Source organism: Acinetobacter colistiniresistens (genome assembly GCF_000413935.1).
GTDB lineage: Bacteria > Pseudomonadota > Gammaproteobacteria > Pseudomonadales > Moraxellaceae > Acinetobacter > Acinetobacter colistiniresistens.
In genome coordinates this window covers 34,998-53,268 of record NZ_KE340382.1, presented here as the reverse complement: position 1 = coordinate 53,268, position 18,271 = coordinate 34,998, and the positions used below count along the sequence as shown (strand labels likewise).

Sequence of the window (18,271 nt, the reverse complement as noted above, 5' to 3'; positions counted from 1 at the left end):
TCATTCTGCGCAACATCTTAGCACGCTTTGTGAAAATCAAGGACATCTGCTTGCCAATAAAAAGCAGAGTGAAATGGTGCAGTATTGCCGTTTTTTTCATACAATAGTCGCCACCTTAATATCGGTGTCGATCATGACGAATACGCAAACTGATTTTTTAGCAGATGAATTTTTACTGGATGATTATGTCGGTAAAACCCCTTTGGTGCGTTTGCAGCGTTTAGCGTGTCATACCCAAGCCACGGTATTAGCAAAATTAGAAGGTAATAATCCCGCAGGATCGGTGAAAGATCGTCCGGCCTATAACATGATTGTTCAAGCGGAAAAACGGGGCCAGATTCAGCCTGGGGATACCTTGATCGAAGCGACCAGTGGCAACACCGGGATCGCGTTGGCCATGGTTGCAGCTATGCGTGGCTATAAAATGAAGTTGATCATGCCGAACAATATGAGCCAAGAGCGTAAAGATGCGATGCTGGCTTATGGGGCTGAGTTGATTGAAGTCACGCAACAGCAAGGCATGGAAGGAGCACGTGATCTTGCACTGCAAATGCAGGCAGAAGGTCAAGGCTTTGTGCTGAACCAGTTCGGTAACCCTGACAATGTCGAGGCGCATTACCTCACCACAGGTCCTGAAATCTGGAAGCAAACTGCGGGGAAAATTACTCACTTTGTCAGCTCAATGGGGACAACGGGAACCATCATGGGCGTTTCCAAATACCTCAAGCAACAAAATCCTGATATTCAAATTGTGGGCTTACAGCCTTCGGATGGTTCCAGCATTGCGGGGATTCGACGTTGGCCAGAAGAATATTTGCCGACCATTTTTGACCGCAGCCGTGTCGATCGCATTATCGACATTCCGCAGATTGAAGCAGAAAAAACCATGCGTAAGCTGGCACGTACTGAAGGTATCAGTGCGGGGACGTCTTCTGGCGGCGCAGTGTGGGCATCAATTAAAATTGCTGAAGAACAGCCAGATGCGGTGATTGTCTGCATTATCTGTGACCGTGGTGATCGTTATTTATCAACGGGGTTATTCTCAGTACAAGATTAGAATCTCCCCCTTAACCCCCTCTTTTAAAAAGAGGGGGCTCCTCCCTTTATAAAGGGAGGTTGGGAGGGATTTAAGGCGTTTCTAAAATGAATTTACGTTTTCCAATTTTAGTTTTTGATATTGAGACCCTGACCGATTTAAAGGCCGGTGCGCATCTTTATCATCTTGATTTACCAGAAGCTGATGTAGAGCAGGCGCTCACCAAAATTCGTCGCCAAGAGTCGGGGATGGACTTTCAGCGTTTGCCTTTGCATGAAATCGTCTGTATTTCCGGATTATGGATTGATGAAAAAGGCTACCGTCTGTTTTCATTTAGTCAGGAACAGCATAGCGAAGCTGAAATGCTGGCAAAATTCTTATCAATTTTTGACAAGAAGCAGCCCACCTTAGTCAGTTGGAATGGCTCGCAATTTGATTTGCCCGTAATTCTGTTTCGTGCCATGTATCATGGGCTTTCTGCACCGAGCTTGTTTGATCAAGGCGAAATTGATCAGCAAAAGCGTTTTAACAACTATCAGAACCGTTACCACCATCGTCATGTTGACTTGATGGATGTGATGGCGATGTTTAATGGTCGTAACTTCCAGAAACTGGATGATATTGCCTGTTTGCTCGGTTTTCCCGGCAAACGTGGTGAGACGGGCTATCATGTGCCAGAATATGTACGTAACAAACAATGGTTAGAATTGTGCAGTTACTGTGAGGGTGATGTACTGAATACCTGGTTGGTTTATATCCGTTGGCTGTTGTTAAAAGGCCAATTAAATCAGCAGGATCATCAGCATTTAGTTCAATCCACTATTGCTTATTTACAAACGCAAACGCAACAAACAGATTTTTTACAGGTATGGCAGCAAACATCGCAATATACTGTATTCACCGCAGATACTTTTGCGCCAAAAAATTAGGTTCATCTTTTGAAACACAAAGCGAAACAACGTCCAGCACAATATCCAAGCTATACCTTTCAAGTCGAGGCTTTTTCTCATGAGGGGCGTGGCATTGCGCATTATGGAACGCATCCAGATCATCCTAAAGAAAAGCACGGCAAGAAAGTTTTTATTCGTTATGCCCTTGTTGGGGAAACGGTGCAGGCCAAGATTACTAATCAGACTTCACGCTTAGAAGAAGCGGACATGATCAAGCTGGAGAGTGATGCAGCTGGGGGGAGAGTTGATCCCATTTGTCCGCATTTCGGCGTGTGTGGCGGCTGTAGTTTGCAGCACATTCATCCTGATGAGCAAATTTTGTTAAAACAGAATGTTTTAAAATCTCATCTAGAACATTTTGCTGGATTGCAGCCTGAACAATGGCTCGATCCTATTCGTTCAGTCAAAGCCGATTACCGTCGCCGTGCCCGCATCGGGGTGCGTTATATTGCCAAGCAAGACCGTTTGGTGATGGGGTTTCGTGAGCATCACAGTAATCATTTAACCGCGATTCAGCAGTGTAAAGTGCTTGATCAAACCTTATCGGAAAGTTTACCAGAACTAAAAAAACTACTCGAAAGTCTTACAGGCAAAGCCCATATTGGTCATATAGAATTGGCAATGGGAGACAGTGAAGTTGCATTATTAATTCGTCATTTGGATGAATTAAATGTGTCGGATGTCAACCAATTACGTCAATTTTCGTTACTCAAAGGATGGCAGTTGTATTTGCAGCCTAAAGGGGGAGATAGCTTACATCGCGTGGATGATTCACAAGCTGCAATGCGTTTGCATTACAGTTTGGATGATTTTGCCGTCAAATTCGCGTTTTCACCCTTAGACTTTACTCAAGTGAACAGTGGTGTAAATGCGCAGATGATTCACTTGGCATGTGAATTGCTTCAGTTACAGAAAGGGGAAAGAGTACTGGACCTCTTCTGTGGGTTAGGTAATTTTTCTCTCCCGATTGCACGTTGTGTGGGTGAGACAGGTCAAGTGGTCGGCGTTGAGGCGAGTGATGAGATGGTCAAAAGGGCAACTGAAAATGCACAAGCAAATCATTTGTCTCAGGCGATATTCTTTTCACAAGATTTAACAAAAGACTTTTCGCATCATTCTTGGGCGAAACAGGGATTTGATGCATTATTAATTGATCCTCCACGATCAGGTGCGTTTGAAGTCATGCAATATGTACCTAATTTTGGAGCGAAAAGAATCGTTTATGTTTCATGTAACCCATCAACACTGGCAAGGGATGCAGGTGTACTGGCACAATATGGCTATCAATTAAAGAAAGCTGCGGTAATGGATATGTTCACGCATACTGAACATGTGGAATCGATTGCCCTGTTTGAAAAAGTTGAACGGCTTGAAAAAATCGAAGAGATAAACGATTAAAAAATGAGTTACATATCCAGAGGAGAATGGTATGGTCACAGTACGTGAGCAGTTACCTGGACGACTCCAAGAGTTGTCTGAGGAAGCGACTGGAGAACATGCCGCTGAAGCGCAAAGTAGTCTAGTGTCTTGGCTAGACCGAGTGCGTGATATTTTGGATGGGGCAGAGCTGAAACAACTTCAACAAGTTGCGGAGCTGACCTTAGCAAAAGAATTGCAAGCGACGGACAATCATCGTATCAATACCTTTAGTACCGGGATTGGTATGGCGGATATTCTGGCGCATCTGCATGTTGATGAAGACACGCTTTCAGCGGCAGTGTTATATCGTAGCGTGCGTGAAGGACTGATTACTCTAGAAGATATCCAGCAACAGTTTGGCGAGCAAGTTTTGGCTTTGGTTCAAGGCACGCTTGCAATGGGTAAACTGTCTGAGTTAATTGAAAAAAATAAACGCTTAGAAGATCATTTTAATAATAACCAGCGGGAACATTTAAACGGCATTTATAAAATGCTGATTTCAGTGACGGAAGACGTGCGGGTTGTATTAATTAAACTGGCAGAGCGGACCTATGCTTTACGTGAGTTGGCAACCGCAAGCAAAGAGCGTCAGGAACGTGTTGCACGTGAAATTCTTACGATTTATTCACCACTGGCCCATCGCTTGGGGATTGCCCAGCTGAAGTGGGAGCTGGAAGATCTTGCCTTCCGCTATTTGGCGCCTGAACGTTATAAAGAAATTGCCTCTCTACTCAATGAAAAGCGTTTAGAGCGTGAGCAATATATTCAGTTTGTGATTGATAAATTGAAAACGGAATTGGCCAGCTATGATATTCAGGCTGAAATCACGGGGCGGGTGAAGCACATTTATTCGATTTATCGAAAAATGAAAAGCAAAAACCTGAGCTTCGATCAGTTATATGATATTCGTGCTGTGCGTGTGTTGGTCAAGAGTGTTCCAGATTGTTATCACGCCTTAGGCATTGTACATCAGTTATGGCGTCACATTCCGAACCAGTTTGATGACTATGTCACTAATCCGAAAGCCAATGGTTATCGCTCATTACATACCGCAGTGATTGCTGAGAATAAGTCTTTAGAAGTACAAATTCGTACCTTTGAGATGCATAACGAAGCAGAGTTGGGGGTGTGTTCGCACTTTAACTATAAAGAAGGTGCCAAGAATACCGATCATTCCTTCAATGATCGTTTGCATTCCCTCCGTGCAGTGCTTGAGCACTATCAAGAGCGGACGGAAACCACCCCGCATGCTGAAGATGAAGAGTCGAATGGCATTGATCAGATTCAGGATTTTGAGAATTTTGAAAAGATCTATGTGTTTAGCCGTGACGGGGATATTAAAGAATTACCGCGTGGTTCAACCGTTTTAGACTTTGCTTATCATGTACACACCGAAGTGGGGAACAAGTGTTATGCAGCACGTGTGAACCAGCGTTATGTGCCTTTGACCTATATGTTAAAGACGGGTGAGCAGGTTGAGATTTTAACCAAGAAAGATCGTGAACCGAACCGTGACTGGTTGGTGAACTCGCTGGGTTATATCAAGACCGCGCGTGCGCGTGACAAGCTACGTCATTGGTTTAGACAACAAGATCGCAGTAAGAATGTTGAAGTTGGGCGTGAGTTACTCAACAAAGAGTTGGCACGTTTAGCGATTCACCCGAAAAGTATTGATCTAAAAGACTATTCATCGCATTTCAACCTGAAATCTGGTGATGATATTTTAGTGGCTTTGGTCAGTGGTGATATCAGTCTGCATGCGTTGATGAATCAAGTGAATCGTCAGATGCACTTGGATCAGGATGAGCCTGAACTGGTATTAAAACCCGCTTTAAATCCACGTGCCAGCCATACTTTATCGGCACATGGGATTTTGATTGATGGCTTGGATAATGTTGAGTTGCATATTGCACAATGTTGTCAGCCAGTCCATGGCGAATCGATTGGTGGATATATCACCTTGAATCGTGGGGTCAGCATTCATAAGGTCGCGTGTCCAGATTACTTGCGTATGACCACGCAAGAGCCTGAACGTGCAGTTGAAGCTGATTGGGAAATGCAACCGACGCGTGGCCAGAGTGTACAGATCGTGGTGGAAGCCTATGATCGTCGTGGTTTACTCAAAGATCTGACACAGGTGATTTTCTCAGACCAAATCAATATTCGTCAGGTCAATACCATTTCTGAGGCAGATGGTATTGCCAATATGAAGTTATTGATTGAAGTTAAAGGTTTGGCACAACTGTCTCGTTTGCTGGCTCGTTTAGAGCAACAGCCAGGGATTATCAGTGCCAGACGGTTGGTTCAAGGAAGCTAGATCATAAAAATAAAAAAGCTGCATTTCGATGCAGCTTTTTTATTTTTAGCGTTTAGCTAAAAAGAGATTGGTGAGTCGGTTTAAAAACTGTGGGCTCATACTCGATAATTGATACATCAGCTTGGTTTTTATCCCGACAGGGGTATGGGTTGGAAGCAAGGCATGGTCTTTGTGTTGCACCAAATGCAGTACCTGTTTTGCCACATCGGCAGGGGTGAGATCCACACCAATATGTTGAATGCTGCCAGCATCCATATCTTTGACCATATTGGTTTGTACGAAGAGTGGCATCACATCCAAGACGCGAATATTGTATTTTTGCCATTCTACATCTAAGGCTTCAGTTAAACCGCGCACAGCAAATTTGCTAGCAGAATAAGAGGCCAAGTCAGCTTGGCCATAAATCGCAGAGGCTGAAGAAAGGTTAATGATACGAGCAAAGCTAGCTTGTTGCAGATGTGTCAGGGCAGCATGGCAGCCGTTCGCAACGCCTTTCACATTAATATCAAAGGTACGGTGATGCGATTGGATTGGTGTATTTTCAAATGCGCCTGAATACAGAATGCCTGCATTATTGACTAAAACATTGAGTTCACCCGCCCAACTTTTAAATTCTTGCAAGGCAGTTTGCCATTGGTCGTAATGACTGACATCGAGATGACCTGCTTTGGCATGTGCTCCAAGTTCTACAGCTAAAGCCTGTGCCTGTTCTTCATTGATGTCATAGATTCCTACTTTAAAGCCTTTTTGATGAAAAAGACGGGCAATTTCAGCGCCAATTCCTTGTGCGGCGCCACTAATAAAAACACTATATGGCATGACTTTCCCTTGCTTTATATTGATAATTTTTGCGTGCGTGTATATTACGCATATGCAGCTTGGTGCTGCAACAATTTGCTTGTTTGGGTTTGGAGATGATCGTGGAAAAATTATTGGCAATCATGCAGGAATTAAGACAAAAATGCCCGTGGGATCAACAACAAACACCAGAAAGTTTGACACGATATGCCATTGAAGAGGCATATGAGGTTGAGGCTGCAATTCGCTCGGGCGAAGTGGATGAAATCCGCAATGAACTTGGCGACTTACTGTTGCAAGTGGTGTTCCAGTCCCAAATGTTTGATGAAAAAGGATTATTCAACTTTCAGGATGTGGTAGAAGCCATTAGTGAAAAATTAATTCGTCGTCATCCGCATGTATTTCAGGCGGAAAAATATCAAAATTTGGATTCCGAGCAGGTCGGTGAATTATGGAAACAAATCAAACAACAAGAAAAACAGGGTAAGATACGATCAAGGTTAGATGAGATTAAACATGCACCTGCATTGGTACAATCACATGAAATTCAGCACAAAGCAGCTCAGCTCGGTTTTGATTTTGAAACGGTTGAAGATGCTTATGCTAAATTGGATGAAGAATTAGAAGAGTTACAACAGGCGATAAAAAGCCAAAATGCTGATCATATTCAAGAAGAGTTCGGTGATTGTTTATTTTCTTTAATTAATGTGGGGCGAAAGCTGGGCGTGTCAAGTGAGACCGCGCTGCTGGCAACCATCCATAAATTTAGAAGCCGTTTTGCTTTTATTGAGCAGCAGGCACAACGACAACAGAAAGACTTGCAAGACATGAGCTTGGCCGAGATGGATGAGCTTTGGGAGCAGGCAAAACGACAATTAAAAGCTCAGGAGAGCAGTCATGAGATTGCCGCAATCACGCAGCAAACATAAGTTTTTTTTATTGATGATCTTGTGCTTGGGGTGTATATCACATCTCAAGGCACAGCAGTTTGACCAATCTTATCAACAGTGGAAGGCACAGCAGCAAGCACGTGATCAGCAATTGGCAAGACAAGCCGATAATAATTACTATTTATCTCGTCCAACTCAGCAGCTTCCGAAGCAGGCTTCATCATCGGGCAATATTCAGGGTGATAAAATTAGCTTAAATCAAGCCAACTTACAGCAACTACAAATGTTAAATGGGGTGGGCGAGAAAAAAGCACAAGCCATTGTAGAGTATCGTCAAAAAAATGGCGGCTTTAAAAATGTGGATGAGTTGATGAATATCAAAGGCATTGGGCCAAAATTACTTGAGAAAAACAAGTCAAAGCTGATGCTATAAGTTTGAAACGGTAAAAAGGTGATTGATTAGGCAGACTGAACTGTTGAAACTTCCAACAGAATAAATTGCCCTTTGTGTGTGTTAGAGCTATGATTAGCGACAAATTGTTATTTACGTCCTGACGTAGGAGACAGTGTCTTTTGCAAACTTTGCGTGCGTCAAAATGTGGTTTGTCCACAGCTCAACTTCCTTCCTCAATTTTAGATGTCATTGATAGTCTGACTAAAGCAGGCTATGAGGCATATATTGTGGGTGGGGGTGTTCGAGACATGATGTTAGGTCTTAATCCAAAGGATTTTGACGCGGTTACCAATGCTACACCAGCCCAAGTAAAAGAGGTTTTTGGTCGACGTTGCCGAATTATTGGACGACGTTTTGAGTTAGCACATGTATACTCGGGTCGCGAACTGATTGAAGTTGCGACATTCCGTGCCCCACCGAAAAAAGCAGTCACCAGTGCATCTGGAATGATTCTTCGTGATAATAACTGGGGAACGATCGAGCAAGACTTTGCTCGTCGAGATTTTTCGATCAATACTTTGTATTATCAACCACGTAAAGCGGTAGTGCTTGATTTCTGCCATGCAGTGGATGATATCAATAGCCGTACTTTACGTTTCCTCGGGGAACCTGCTCAGCGTTTTGAAGAAGATCCAGTGCGGATGTTGCGTGCTTTACGCTTTGCTGCAAAGCTCAACTTCCAGATTGATCAATCGATTCTTGATGTGTTTGATGCCGAGATGACGCAATTATTGCGTGATGTCTCCCCCCATCGTTTATATGATGAGTCGCAAAAGCTATTCACCATGGGACACCTGACCCGTGTATTACCCATGTTGATTGAGTTTGGTGTCTGGAAACAGTTGTTTGCTGAAATTCCACCGAATTTGACCGCTTTTATTGAGCGTGCGGCGCGCAATACCGATCAACGGATCCAAATTGGTAAAACCATCAATCCTGCATTTTTCTATGCGGTGTTGTTATGGAAACCTTTCTTGGAGCGTTGTGACTTCTATTTAAACAAAGGGGTTGTGCCTGCGGAAGCACGTGCGCAAGCCGGTTTGGATGTGTTGAAGCGTCAAGCGACGCGTACCATTATTCCACGTTTTGCCGAAACTTTTATTCGTGAAGTGTGGGAAATGCAGACTCGTTTGCTTAATCCAAAACCACAGCAGATTGAAGCGTTAGCGGGTCATGCACGTTTTCGTGCAGGCTTTGACTTCTTGTTGTTACGTGAGAAATCAGGTGATAGCAGTACTGAAGGCATGGGCGTTTGGTGGGAAGCCTACCAGGAAATGAGCACGGATCAAAAAGAAGCCGTGATTCGTCAATACAATCGCCAACGCAGTAAAACGCGTCGTAAGGCGGTTGAGGTTGATGAGCCGAAGTCGACTGAGATCGAACCTTTGGTCAATGTGCCTGAGCCAAGAAGCCGCCGTGGCAAGAAAGAGCGTGTCAGAGCTGATGAGTCAAGCAGTCGTTTTATTGAAAAAGCGACAGCGGGTTCTGGTCAAGTCAATGCTGATCACCCAATTCTCAAACGTAAGCGCGTTCAACGTGATCTCAGTCAAGTGGTTTTCGGGCCGACCCAATGAGTATTCGCAGCTATATTGGTTTGGGCAGTAACTTAGGCGATTCGCAACAAATTCTGAGAGAAGCTGTTGCGAAGCTCGCGGCTTTGGGGACTGTACAGGTATCACGGCTTTATCAAACTCCGCCGATGGGGCCACAAGACCAACCCAACTTTTTAAATGCCGTTGTTCAACTGGATACGACACTTGAACCACTTGCCTTGTTAGATCAATTACAACAATTTGAGCAAGAAGCGGGTCGTATTCGTTTGCGACGTTGGGGAGAGCGTACCCTTGATCTGGATTTACTGATCTATGGTCAAGAGCAGATCCAAAATGAACGTTTAACCGTGCCGCATATCGGTATTTTACAACGTGATTTTGTACTGCTTCCCTTATTGGATTTAGATGCTCATTTGCAATTAAATGGTCATTCATTAAAAGATTTAGAACTGGTGCAGCAAGCAAACTTGACTGTAATAGCAGACCAGTCTTGGGCAACCGCTTAAGACTGTTTCGTTCTGGAAACGCCTGTAGAGGACATCATCATGATTAGTCTAAGTGACTTAAGAAAGTTTAAAGCCGAAGGACGCAAGTTCTCATGCCTGACTTGTTACGATGCAAGTATGGCGAAAGCTATGGAATTGGCTGAAATTGATACGATTTTAATCGGTGATTCTCTAGGAATGGCAATTCAGGGAAGAGACTCTACACTTCCTGTCACCGTTGAAGATATGGCTTACCATACCGCAGCTGTACGCCGTGGTAATGCGCATGCCTTAATCATGACTGATTTGCCATTCATGAGCTATGCCACACTTGAAGATGGCTTGAAAAATGCCAAGACGGTGATGCAAGTCGGCGCACAAATGGTCAAAATTGAAGGCGGCGCTTGGCTCAGTGAACTGGTGACCGTGTTAACCCGTAATGGTATTCCAGTCTGTGTTCATTTGGGTTTAACCCCTCAATCTGTGCATGTGTTTGGTGGTTATAAGCTACAAGCAAGAACACGTGAGGCAGCAGATCAATTGATTGCTGATTGCCAAGCGGTGGTCGATGCAGGTGCTGCTGTTTTATTACTTGAATGTGTACCTGCTCAATTGGGCAAAGAAATTGCTGAATTATTTCCGAACACCCCAGTGATTGGGATTGGTGCGGGCAATGAAACCGATGGTCAGGTTCTTGTGGTACAAGACATGCTTGGTTTGACTTTTGGTCGTGTGGCGCGCTTTGTTCGCAACTTTATGAAAGAGCAAGCGGGTGAAACAGCCATTGTGGATGCGTTTAAATCGTACCATGCCGCAGTGCAAGATCAGTCTTTCCCAGCCAAGGAACATACGTTCCAAGTTGAGCTTTAAGTCATGAAAACTGAAACAACAATACAAGGCTTAACCGCATCATTGGCACCAGGGCGTAGCTCAAAAAAACTGATTGGTTTTGTACCGACCATGGGGAATTTGCATGAAGGTCATTTGACTTTGGTGCGTGAAGCAAAAAAACTGTGTGATGTGGTGGTGGTGAGTATTTTCGTCAATCCTATTCAATTTGGTGCAGGCGAAGATTTTGAGAGTTATCCACGTACTTTAGAGCAGGACAGTCGTCTATTGGCGGATGTGGGGTGTGATATTATTTTCGCACCTACTGTTGAGCAAATGTATGGTACTCAACCACGTTTGACCAATATCAGTGTCGGTCAAATTACCGATGATCTTTGTGGTCAGTCACGCCCAGGTCATTTTGATGGTGTTGCGGTTGTTGTGACCAAGTTATTCAATATTGTACAGCCAGATTTTGCCTTCTTTGGTCAAAAAGACTATCAGCAATTGGCGGTGATTCGCCAGTTGGTGCAAGACTTGAATATGCCACTGGAAGTGATTGGTGTGCCGATAGTCCGTGCTGAAGATGGGCTTGCTTTAAGCTCGCGTAATGGTTATCTGACTGAACAGCAACGTGCTGTTGCACCAACGATTTACCAATTGCTTAAACAGGCTGAACAGCAACTGCATGAAGGGCAAGCTTTGTCACAAGTGTTAGAAAATATCTCTACTCAATTGACACAAGCTGGTTTTGTTGTGGATTATGTGGAAGCTCGCCAAACCAACTTGCAACCCATTCAACAGTTTGACCGGAATTTGGTGTTATTTGTTGCAGCCAAACTCGGTTCAACACGTTTGATTGATAACTTACAAATCGACTTTAAAACATAAAAAATGAAGGGCAAAACGCCATGAAGCGTATTCTTATCGTTACAGGTCAATCCGGTTCAGGAAAATCCTCGGCTTTACAAGTGCTTGAAGACTTGGGCTATTATTGTATAGATAACTTACCTTTGGCGTTATTGCCTGAAATTGTAGCCAAACTTGATCATGAAAATAATCTGGAGCAGCTGGCACTTGGGGTGGATATTCGAAGCACTCGTGCCGATATGCAAGAGTTTGATCATGTTTTTCAGCAATTACAACGACATGGTACAGTCGATATTATTTATCTGACTACACAGGATCAGGATTTGATTGCACGTTTTAGTGCATCTCGTCGACCTCATCCTCTGGCAAGTCGCTTCAATAGTCTGTTGCAATGTATTCAGGAAGAGAAGCAGCTTTTAATTCCGATACAATTCCGCTCCACAGTACATATTGATACCACCGATAAAAGTGTTCATGATTTAAAACATATTTTATTGTCCAAGCTTGGACAATCCGATAATTTGATCGTCATTTTGCAGTCCTTTGGTTATAAGCATGGGATTCCACTGGATGCAGATTATGTTTTTGACGTACGACATTTACCAAATCCACATTGGGATTTAGAATTACGCCGTTTTTCAGGTTTAGATGAACCTGTGCGCCGCTTTTTGGAAGGCAGTCAACAAACCAACGAGATGTTTGAAGACATTTATGCTTTTCTAGAGAAGTGGTTACCTGCTTTTGCAGAAGGGCATCGCCATTACATGACCATTTCAGTGGGATGTACCGGTGGACAGCATCGTTCAGTTTATATCGTGGATAGACTCAAACAAGCCCTTGAGGCAAAATGGGCTGTCCAAATCTTACATAGAGAAATGAAGCACTGGTCATGATAGACACAACAATTGATGTAATTAACAAACTCGGCTTACACGCACGTGCATCTGGTAAACTGATTGAAGTGACGACCAAGTTCCGTTCTTCGATTCAAATTGGCAAGGGCGATAAGTTGGTTGATGCAAAAAATATTATGTCATTGTTGATGTTGGGTGCGGGTAAGGGCACTACATTGAGACTGGTGATTGATGGTGCCGATGAAGAGAAGGCACTGGAAGAAATTCAAACGCTGTTCGCAGCAAAATTTTATGAGGCAGAGTAATAGTGGCACGTGGTACCCAACGTTATACCGATGAAGATTTTGAATCATTAGACGGGCGTGCGAGTCGAACTGAGCAAAAAAAGGCAGTCCAGCGCATGGCCGCTTTGGGTGAGCAATTGGCTCAACTGAATCCAAAGCAGATTCAAAAACTTCCAGTCGATGAACGTTTAATTGATGCATTGCTTGAAGTGCAAAAGATCAGTTCATTTGAAGCACGTCGTCGCCAGTTCCAACGTGTTGGTAAGTTGTTGCGCAATGAAGATGAAACTACAATTTTGTCTTATCTCACGCCACAGCAAGGCGCGAAAAAACAAATGCAATTGATGCGTTGGGTGGATCGTATGATTGATCAAGGTGATCCAATCATTAATGAATTTAGCAAAGTCTTTAATGCATCTGAACGTCATACCTTGCGTCAGCATGTCTTGCGTATCCATCGTGATATCAAACAACAAGTCAGTGAAGAAGAGTTAGAGGCTTCAAAACGCAAATTTGTGAACTATGTACAACAGGTCGCATTGTTATCTGAACAGTAATTAGAACGTTAAAAAAGAAGTTTCCTAGGAAACTTCTTTTTTATGGGAGAACTTAATTTCTAAACTCACTTGCCGCCCGTTTCTTTGCCCATTCCCTTAAAATAAATTTCTGCAACTTTCCTGTCGAAGTCTTGGGAATCTCAGTAATCACCACATCTTTGGGAACTTTAAAGCGGGCCAGCTCTTGCTGACAATGCGCAATGATTTCTTCGGCAGAAACAGAAGCTCCTTGCTTCAATTCAATGAAAGCACAAGGTACTTCTTGCCAGTGTGCATCCGGTTTAGCAACGACTGCCGCAGTGAGTACTGCTGGGTGTCGGTAAAGCACGTCTTCGACTTCGAGCGATGAAATATTTTCGCCACCTGAAATAATAATATCCTTGGAGCGGTCGGTAATTTTGGCATAACCATCGGGATGGCTGACCGCCAAGTCTCCTGTATGGAACCAGCCGTCTTTAAATGCTTCCTGAGTCGCTTCGGGATTTTTTAAATACCCTTTCATGACAATGTTGCCGCGGAACATGATTTCGCCCATGGTCTGTCCATCATTGGGGACGGGCTGCATGGTTTCTGGATCAAGTACTCGCATACTATCCTGTAGCGGATAAGGTACCCCTTGGCGAGAGTGGAGCTGAGCTTGCTCCTGAATGGATAAATCACTCCAGCCTGCTTGAGAAGCACATAGTGCGGAAGGGCCATAAGTCTCGGTTAAGCCATAGACATGATTGACGTTAATGCCAATATTGCGCATGCCCTCAATGATCGCTACAGGTGGTGCAGCACCAGCCACCATGACTTCGACGTGATGCTCAAAAGCAGTTCTTTGTTCGTTTGGCGTGTTGATCAGCATGGACAGCACAATCGGCGCCCCACAGAAATAATCGACTTTATGCGCTGCAATATATTCAAAGATCAGTACTGGATCGACGCGACGCAAACATATATTGGTACCACCACTGGCGGCAATTGACCAGGCAAAGCACCAACCATTGCAATGAAACAGTGGTAAGGTCCAAAGGTATGTAGCACGAGGTTTCATGCCACAAGCCAAGATATTGCTGGCTGCATTCAGATAAGCGCCACGATGATGATAGACCACACCTTTAGGATTGCCTGTGGTACCAGAGGTATAGTTGAGACTAATCGCATCCCATTCATCTTGCGGCAGTAGCCATTCAAATTCAGGGTCGCCTTGAGCGAGCCATGACTCATATTCATACTGTCCAAGCGCAGTCTGTTCCCCGTCAAACTCAGTATCAAAGACATCAATCACGATGATGTCTTGTGGGACCAGCATGAGTGCTTCTGCTGCAACTTGGCGAAACTCGGGATCAACCAGCAGGACTTTGGCTTCTGCATGTTCGAGCATAAAAGCAATGGTTTTTGCATCGAGTCGGGTATTCAAGGTGTTGAGTACTGCGCCAGCCATGGGCACAGCAAAATGTGCTTCAATCATGGCAGGGATGTTGGGTAAGAGCACTGAAACAGTATCGTTCTTTTGAATGCCCAAATCTCTTAATTGGTGTGCAAATTGACGACAACGCTGATACGTCTGTTGCCAAGTAATGTGACGATCAGCATGAATAATCGCCGCTTGCTGCGGATAAATATAGGCCGCACGTTCTAGATAACGTAGCGGAGACAAGGCCACAAAATTGGCTGGGGTTTTCGGTAATTCATCATATGCACTGACCATGTGTCTTGCTTCCTTTCTGTTCTTTTCATTAATTACGATTAAGCTAGTCTGTCATTGAGTCTAAAGCATTTAGGCTTTAGTCGGAGATGAATCGCGACTGATCTTGGGTTTTTCTGGTTCAGAGGTTTCATCCACAGCTAAACCCGTGTAAAATCTTGGGTACTTTTTTATCCGCCGTTTTTTATCTTTTGAGGCTACGCCTCAATACATAATCTCGCGGTGATATGCTCCTTCGTATAGGGCATCACTCCTTAAGGATTTTATTATGCCAATCATTACTTTACCAAATGGTGATCAGAAACAGTTTGATCATCCGATTTCCGTGATGGAACTTGCTCAAAGCATTGGTCCGGGTCTTGCAAAAAATACAGTTGCTGGCCGTATCAATGATCGCTTGGTGGATGCTTGTGATTTAATCACAGAAGATGCAACAGTTCAGATTATTACCCCTAAAGATGAAGAAGGTTTAGAAATCATTCGTCACTCTTGTGCGCACTTGGTTGGACATGCGGTTAAGCAATTGTTCCCAGAAGCGAAAATGGTGATTGGTCCGGTGATCGAAGAAGGTTTCTACTACGACATCTGGATGCCACGTCCATTTACTCTGGATGATATGGCTGCAATCGAAGAGCGCATGAAAAAGCTCATCGACCAAGATTATGACGTCATCAAAAAGATGACTCCACGTGATGAAGTGATTGCAGAATTCACAGCACGTGGCGAAGAATACAAATTACGCTTGATTGCAGACATGCCGAACGAAACACAAATGGGCTTGTACTACCATCAAGATTATTTGGATATGTGCCGTGGTCCGCACGTACCAAACACTAAATTCTTAAAATCATTCAAACTCACTAAAATCTCTGGTGCTTACTGGCGTGGTGATGCGAAGAATGAACAGCTACAGCGTATTTATGGTACTGCTTGGGCGGACAAAAAGCAGTTAGCTGCTTATATCAAACGTATTGAAGAAGCTGAAAAGCGTGACCACCGTAAAATTGGTAAAGCTTTAGACCTGTTCCATATGCAAGAAGAAGCACCGGGTATGGTGTTCTGGCATCCGAATGGCTGGACCATTTACCAAGTGCTTGAACAATATATGCGTAAAGTTCAGCAAGACAATGGTTATCAAGAAATCCGTACACCACAAATCGTTGATTTGGTGCTATGGGAGAAATCAGGGCATGCGGCTAACTATGCAGAGAATATGTTTACAACTCATTCAGAGAATAGACATTATGCTGTAAAACCAATGAATTGCCCATGTCATGTGCAAGTGTTTAACCAAGGTTTAAAATCTTATCGTGAGCTACCACTTCGCCTAGCAGAGTTTGGTTCTTGTCATCGTAATGAACCGTCGGGTTCTTTACATGGCATTATGCGTGTTCGTGGTTTTACTCAAGATGATGCGCATATCTTCTGTACCAAAGACCAAATTGCACAAGAAGTTTCTGATTTTATCAAGTTAACACTTGCTGTTTACAAAGATTTTGGTTTTGAAGAAATTCAAATGAAATTATCTACTCGTCCTGAAAAACGTGTAGGTAGTGAGGAAATGTGGGATACCGCTGAAAAAGCATTGGCAGATGCATTAGATGCCGCTGGTTTACCTTGGGAATTACAACCAGGTGAAGGCGCATTCTATGGTCCAAAAATTGAATTCTCATTGAAAGACTGCTTAGGCCGTGTATGGCAGTGCGGTACTATTCAGTGTGATCCAAATATGCCAGAGCGTTTGGATGCTACTTTTGTGACAGAAGACAATGATCGTGATCACCCAGTCATGTTGCATCGTGCAATTCTTGGCAGTTTCGAGCGTTTTATTGGTATACTAATTGAACACTATGCGGGTTTCATGCCACCTTGGCTTGCACCAATCCAAGCTTGTGTGATGAATATTACCGATTCACAAGCGGAAGCAAGTGAACAAGTGGTCGCAAAACTCAAAGAAAATGGTCTTCGTGCCATTTCTGACTTGAGAAATGAAAAGATCGGATTTAAGATTCGTGAGCGTACCCTAGAGCGTATTCCTTACCTTCTGGTTCTCGGTGATCGAGAAGTTGAAGAAGGTACAGTTAATGTGCGTACTCGCTCAGGAAAAAATTTAGGTACTATGTCAGTAGATGCATTTATTGACTTAGTGAAATCTGCCGTTGCCGAACGTGGCCGGTACATCGTGGAGTAATAAAGATTAAACAGCCTGACCGTAACCAACAACAAGGTGCTAAAAGTAACCGTCCTGCAATTAACGATGAGATCCGTGCGAAAGAAGTACGCCTCGTCGCTGCAGATGGGGAACAAAAAGGTGTTGTTTCATTAAATGAAGCATTGCGTGCTGCAGAAGAAGCTAATCTTGACCTTGTTGAGATTGTGGCGAATGCAGAACCTCCTGTTTGTAAGATCATGGACTACAACAAGCACTTATTTGACTTGAAACAGAAGCAAAAAGATGCGAAGAAAAAACAGCATCAAGTGCAAGTGAAAGAAATCAAGTTACGTCCAGCGACGGACGTAGGTGATTACCAAGTAAAATTGCGTGCAATTTTACGTTTCCTTGAAGAAGGAAATAAGGTGAAAATCACTTTGCGTTTCCGTGGTCGTGAGATGGCACACCAACAGCTTGGTTTAGCTCAATTACAAAAAATTGAAGCTGACGTTGCTGAGTTTGGTGTTGTTGAACAAGCTCCGAAGATGGAAGGCCGTCAGATGGGCATGTTGCTTGGTCCGAAAAAGAAAAAGTAATTTTTTCTTAGAAAAAGCACCGCAATAGGCGGTGCTTTTTTATGTCTAAAATCATAGGTTGTTTTATTAAAAAAACGTTAAGCATCATTCGGTATAATGAAAACAGACAAGGCTTGCTTGCCGGATAATTACACTATTCCAAAATAGGAAAAAATACATGTCTATAATCATAGGTACAGAACAACTCTCTGAAATTAATCAAAAAGTAGTACAAGACGGTGAGGTTCTGCCTCAGGTTAAACTCAAAGATGGCAGTCGTGTCCAAACAGGAACAGTTGCCACCATGTTGCACAATATTAATCTCTATAATGCAGGCGTTCGTGGCACTGTAGAAGACGAGTTAACTTTGGCTGTACCCACCTTATTCAAAGTCGGTATGTTTGATTTATTTTCTGTTGATGAATGGATCAATGGCAGCAATGCAGGTCGTAAATTTGTCGGTGAAAAGGCCAGAGAATTCTTGCAAAGCCAAGTTTAAGTTTCCAAACATTGTCTTTGAAAACACGGCTTTATTGTTTCTTTTCGTGCTTATTTG

At 43.5% G+C, this 18,271-nt stretch carries 18 protein-coding genes; 16 read left to right on the top strand and 2 right to left on the bottom strand.

Annotated features, from left to right (window positions below):
• The first annotated feature begins 133 nt into the window (after positions 1 to 133).
• The 4 genes from cysM (at position 134) to F907_RS03330 (ending at position 5,722) form a co-directional block, all read left to right on the top strand.
• Entirely contained in the window at positions 134 to 1,057 is a 924-nt protein-coding gene (gene cysM / locus F907_RS03315) for a cysteine synthase CysM (RefSeq protein ID WP_016653037.1), read from the top strand.
• 86 nt (positions 1,058 to 1,143) lie between these two features.
• Positions 1,144 to 1,965 (top strand): 3'-5' exonuclease, encoded by an 822-nt coding sequence (locus tag F907_RS03320; RefSeq protein WP_016653036.1) that lies wholly within the window; start codon positions 1,144 to 1,146, stop codon positions 1,963 to 1,965.
• 9 nt (positions 1,966 to 1,974) lie between these two features.
• Positions 1,975 to 3,384 (top strand): 23S rRNA (uracil(1939)-C(5))-methyltransferase RlmD, encoded by a 1,410-nt coding sequence (gene rlmD, locus F907_RS03325; protein WP_016653035.1) that lies wholly within the window; start codon positions 1,975 to 1,977, stop codon positions 3,382 to 3,384.
• A 31-nt stretch (positions 3,385 to 3,415) separates the two neighbouring features.
• On the top strand, positions 3,416 to 5,722 hold the full coding sequence (locus F907_RS03330) for a RelA/SpoT family protein (RefSeq protein ID WP_005277052.1): 2,307 nt from the start codon (positions 3,416 to 3,418) through the stop codon (positions 5,720 to 5,722).
• Between the two features lie 45 nt (positions 5,723 to 5,767).
• Here F907_RS03330 and F907_RS03335 read toward each other — a convergent pair whose 3' ends face one another.
• Positions 5,768 to 6,541, bottom strand: a complete 774-nt coding sequence (locus tag F907_RS03335) for an SDR family oxidoreductase (protein ID WP_016653034.1) — start codon at positions 6,539 to 6,541, stop codon at positions 5,768 to 5,770.
• Between the two features lie 101 nt (positions 6,542 to 6,642).
• Between F907_RS03335 and mazG the strand changes: the two genes are divergently transcribed.
• From mazG to yjgA, 9 genes are all read left to right on the top strand, one after another.
• On the top strand, positions 6,643 to 7,449 hold the full coding sequence (gene mazG, locus F907_RS03340; RefSeq protein ID WP_016653033.1) for a nucleoside triphosphate pyrophosphohydrolase: 807 nt from the start codon (positions 6,643 to 6,645) through the stop codon (positions 7,447 to 7,449).
• Positions 7,418 to 7,843 carry a ComEA family DNA-binding protein gene (locus tag F907_RS03345; protein WP_016653032.1) on the top strand — a complete coding sequence of 142 codons (426 nt, stop codon included), beginning with the start codon at positions 7,418 to 7,420 and terminating at the stop codon, positions 7,841 to 7,843. The genes mazG and F907_RS03345 overlap by 32 nt, the downstream gene beginning before the upstream one ends.
• 140 nt (positions 7,844 to 7,983) lie before the next feature.
• Positions 7,984 to 9,438, top strand: a complete 1,455-nt coding sequence (gene pcnB, locus F907_RS03350; RefSeq protein WP_016653031.1) for a polynucleotide adenylyltransferase PcnB — start codon at positions 7,984 to 7,986, stop codon at positions 9,436 to 9,438.
• Positions 9,435 to 9,923 carry a 2-amino-4-hydroxy-6-hydroxymethyldihydropteridine diphosphokinase gene (gene folK / locus F907_RS03355; protein WP_016653030.1) on the top strand — a complete coding sequence of 163 codons (489 nt, stop codon included), beginning with the start codon at positions 9,435 to 9,437 and terminating at the stop codon, positions 9,921 to 9,923. Before pcnB ends, folK begins: the two co-directional genes overlap by 4 nt.
• 39 nt (positions 9,924 to 9,962) lie before the next feature.
• Positions 9,963 to 10,772 carry a 3-methyl-2-oxobutanoate hydroxymethyltransferase gene (panB, locus tag F907_RS03360; RefSeq protein WP_004655682.1) on the top strand — a complete coding sequence of 270 codons (810 nt, stop codon included), beginning with the start codon at positions 9,963 to 9,965 and terminating at the stop codon, positions 10,770 to 10,772.
• 3 nt (positions 10,773 to 10,775) lie between these two features.
• A complete protein-coding gene (gene panC / locus F907_RS03365; RefSeq protein ID WP_016653029.1) occupies positions 10,776 to 11,621 on the top strand; it encodes a pantoate--beta-alanine ligase in 846 nt (281 codons plus the stop codon).
• 20 nt (positions 11,622 to 11,641) lie between these two features.
• Entirely contained in the window at positions 11,642 to 12,493 is an 852-nt protein-coding gene (rapZ, locus tag F907_RS03370) for an RNase adapter RapZ (RefSeq protein ID WP_005277040.1), read from the top strand.
• The gene (locus F907_RS03375; RefSeq protein ID WP_004774692.1) at positions 12,490 to 12,759 is read left to right on the top strand and encodes an HPr family phosphocarrier protein; all 270 of its coding nucleotides are present in this window, start codon (positions 12,490 to 12,492) and stop codon (positions 12,757 to 12,759) included. Before rapZ ends, F907_RS03375 begins: the two co-directional genes overlap by 4 nt.
• 2 nt (positions 12,760 to 12,761) lie before the next feature.
• Positions 12,762 to 13,295, top strand: a complete 534-nt coding sequence (gene yjgA / locus F907_RS03380) for a ribosome biogenesis factor YjgA (protein WP_005277037.1) — start codon at positions 12,762 to 12,764, stop codon at positions 13,293 to 13,295.
• Positions 13,296 to 13,347: 52 nt separating this feature from the next.
• On the opposite strand, the gene F907_RS03385 is transcribed toward yjgA, so the two are convergent.
• Positions 13,348 to 14,991: an acyl-CoA synthetase gene (locus F907_RS03385; RefSeq protein ID WP_016653028.1), complete on the bottom strand. Its 1,644-nt coding sequence runs from the start codon at positions 14,989 to 14,991 to the stop codon at positions 13,348 to 13,350.
• 265 nt (positions 14,992 to 15,256) lie between these two features.
• Here F907_RS03385 and thrS point away from each other — a divergent pair, with 265 nt between their 5' ends.
• The 3 genes from thrS (at position 15,257) to F907_RS03400 (ending at position 18,214) form a co-directional block, all read left to right on the top strand.
• Positions 15,257 to 17,179 (top strand): threonine--tRNA ligase, encoded by a 1,923-nt coding sequence (gene thrS / locus F907_RS03390; RefSeq protein WP_016653027.1) that lies wholly within the window; start codon positions 15,257 to 15,259, stop codon positions 17,177 to 17,179.
• 5 nt (positions 17,180 to 17,184) lie between these two features.
• Complete coding sequence (gene infC / locus F907_RS03395; RefSeq protein WP_079281829.1) at positions 17,185 to 17,736, top strand: translation initiation factor IF-3; 552 nt, start codon at positions 17,185 to 17,187, stop codon at positions 17,734 to 17,736.
• Between the two features lie 157 nt (positions 17,737 to 17,893).
• A complete protein-coding gene (locus F907_RS03400; protein WP_016653026.1) occupies positions 17,894 to 18,214 on the top strand; it encodes a DUF7709 family protein in 321 nt (106 codons plus the stop codon).
• Positions 18,215 to 18,271: the final 57 nt, after the last annotated feature.

What these genes read in the sequence shown, in the direction of transcription:
- cysM (WP_016653037.1), top strand. Translation starts at nt 134, where the DNA reads ATGACGAATACGCAAACTGATTTTTTAGCAGATGAATTTTTACTGGAT.
- F907_RS03320 (WP_016653036.1), top strand. Translation starts at nt 1,144, where the DNA reads ATGAATTTACGTTTTCCAATTTTAGTTTTTGATATTGAGACCCTGACC.
- F907_RS03330 (WP_005277052.1), top strand. Translation starts at nt 3,416, where the DNA reads ATGGTCACAGTACGTGAGCAGTTACCTGGACGACTCCAAGAGTTGTCT.
- F907_RS03335 (WP_016653034.1), bottom strand. Translation starts at nt 6,541, where the DNA reads ATGCCATATAGTGTTTTTATTAGTGGCGCCGCACAAGGAATTGGCGCT.
- F907_RS03345 (WP_016653032.1), top strand. Translation starts at nt 7,418, where the DNA reads ATGAGATTGCCGCAATCACGCAGCAAACATAAGTTTTTTTTATTGATG.
- folK (WP_016653030.1), top strand. Translation starts at nt 9,435, where the DNA reads ATGAGTATTCGCAGCTATATTGGTTTGGGCAGTAACTTAGGCGATTCG.
- panB (WP_004655682.1), top strand. Translation starts at nt 9,963, where the DNA reads ATGATTAGTCTAAGTGACTTAAGAAAGTTTAAAGCCGAAGGACGCAAG.
- panC (WP_016653029.1), top strand. Translation starts at nt 10,776, where the DNA reads ATGAAAACTGAAACAACAATACAAGGCTTAACCGCATCATTGGCACCA.
- rapZ (WP_005277040.1), top strand. Translation starts at nt 11,642, where the DNA reads ATGAAGCGTATTCTTATCGTTACAGGTCAATCCGGTTCAGGAAAATCC.
- F907_RS03375 (WP_004774692.1), top strand. Translation starts at nt 12,490, where the DNA reads ATGATAGACACAACAATTGATGTAATTAACAAACTCGGCTTACACGCA.
- F907_RS03385 (WP_016653028.1), bottom strand. Translation starts at nt 14,991, where the DNA reads ATGGTCAGTGCATATGATGAATTACCGAAAACCCCAGCCAATTTTGTG.
- thrS (WP_016653027.1), top strand. Translation starts at nt 15,257, where the DNA reads ATGCCAATCATTACTTTACCAAATGGTGATCAGAAACAGTTTGATCAT.
- F907_RS03400 (WP_016653026.1), top strand. Translation starts at nt 17,894, where the DNA reads ATGTCTATAATCATAGGTACAGAACAACTCTCTGAAATTAATCAAAAA.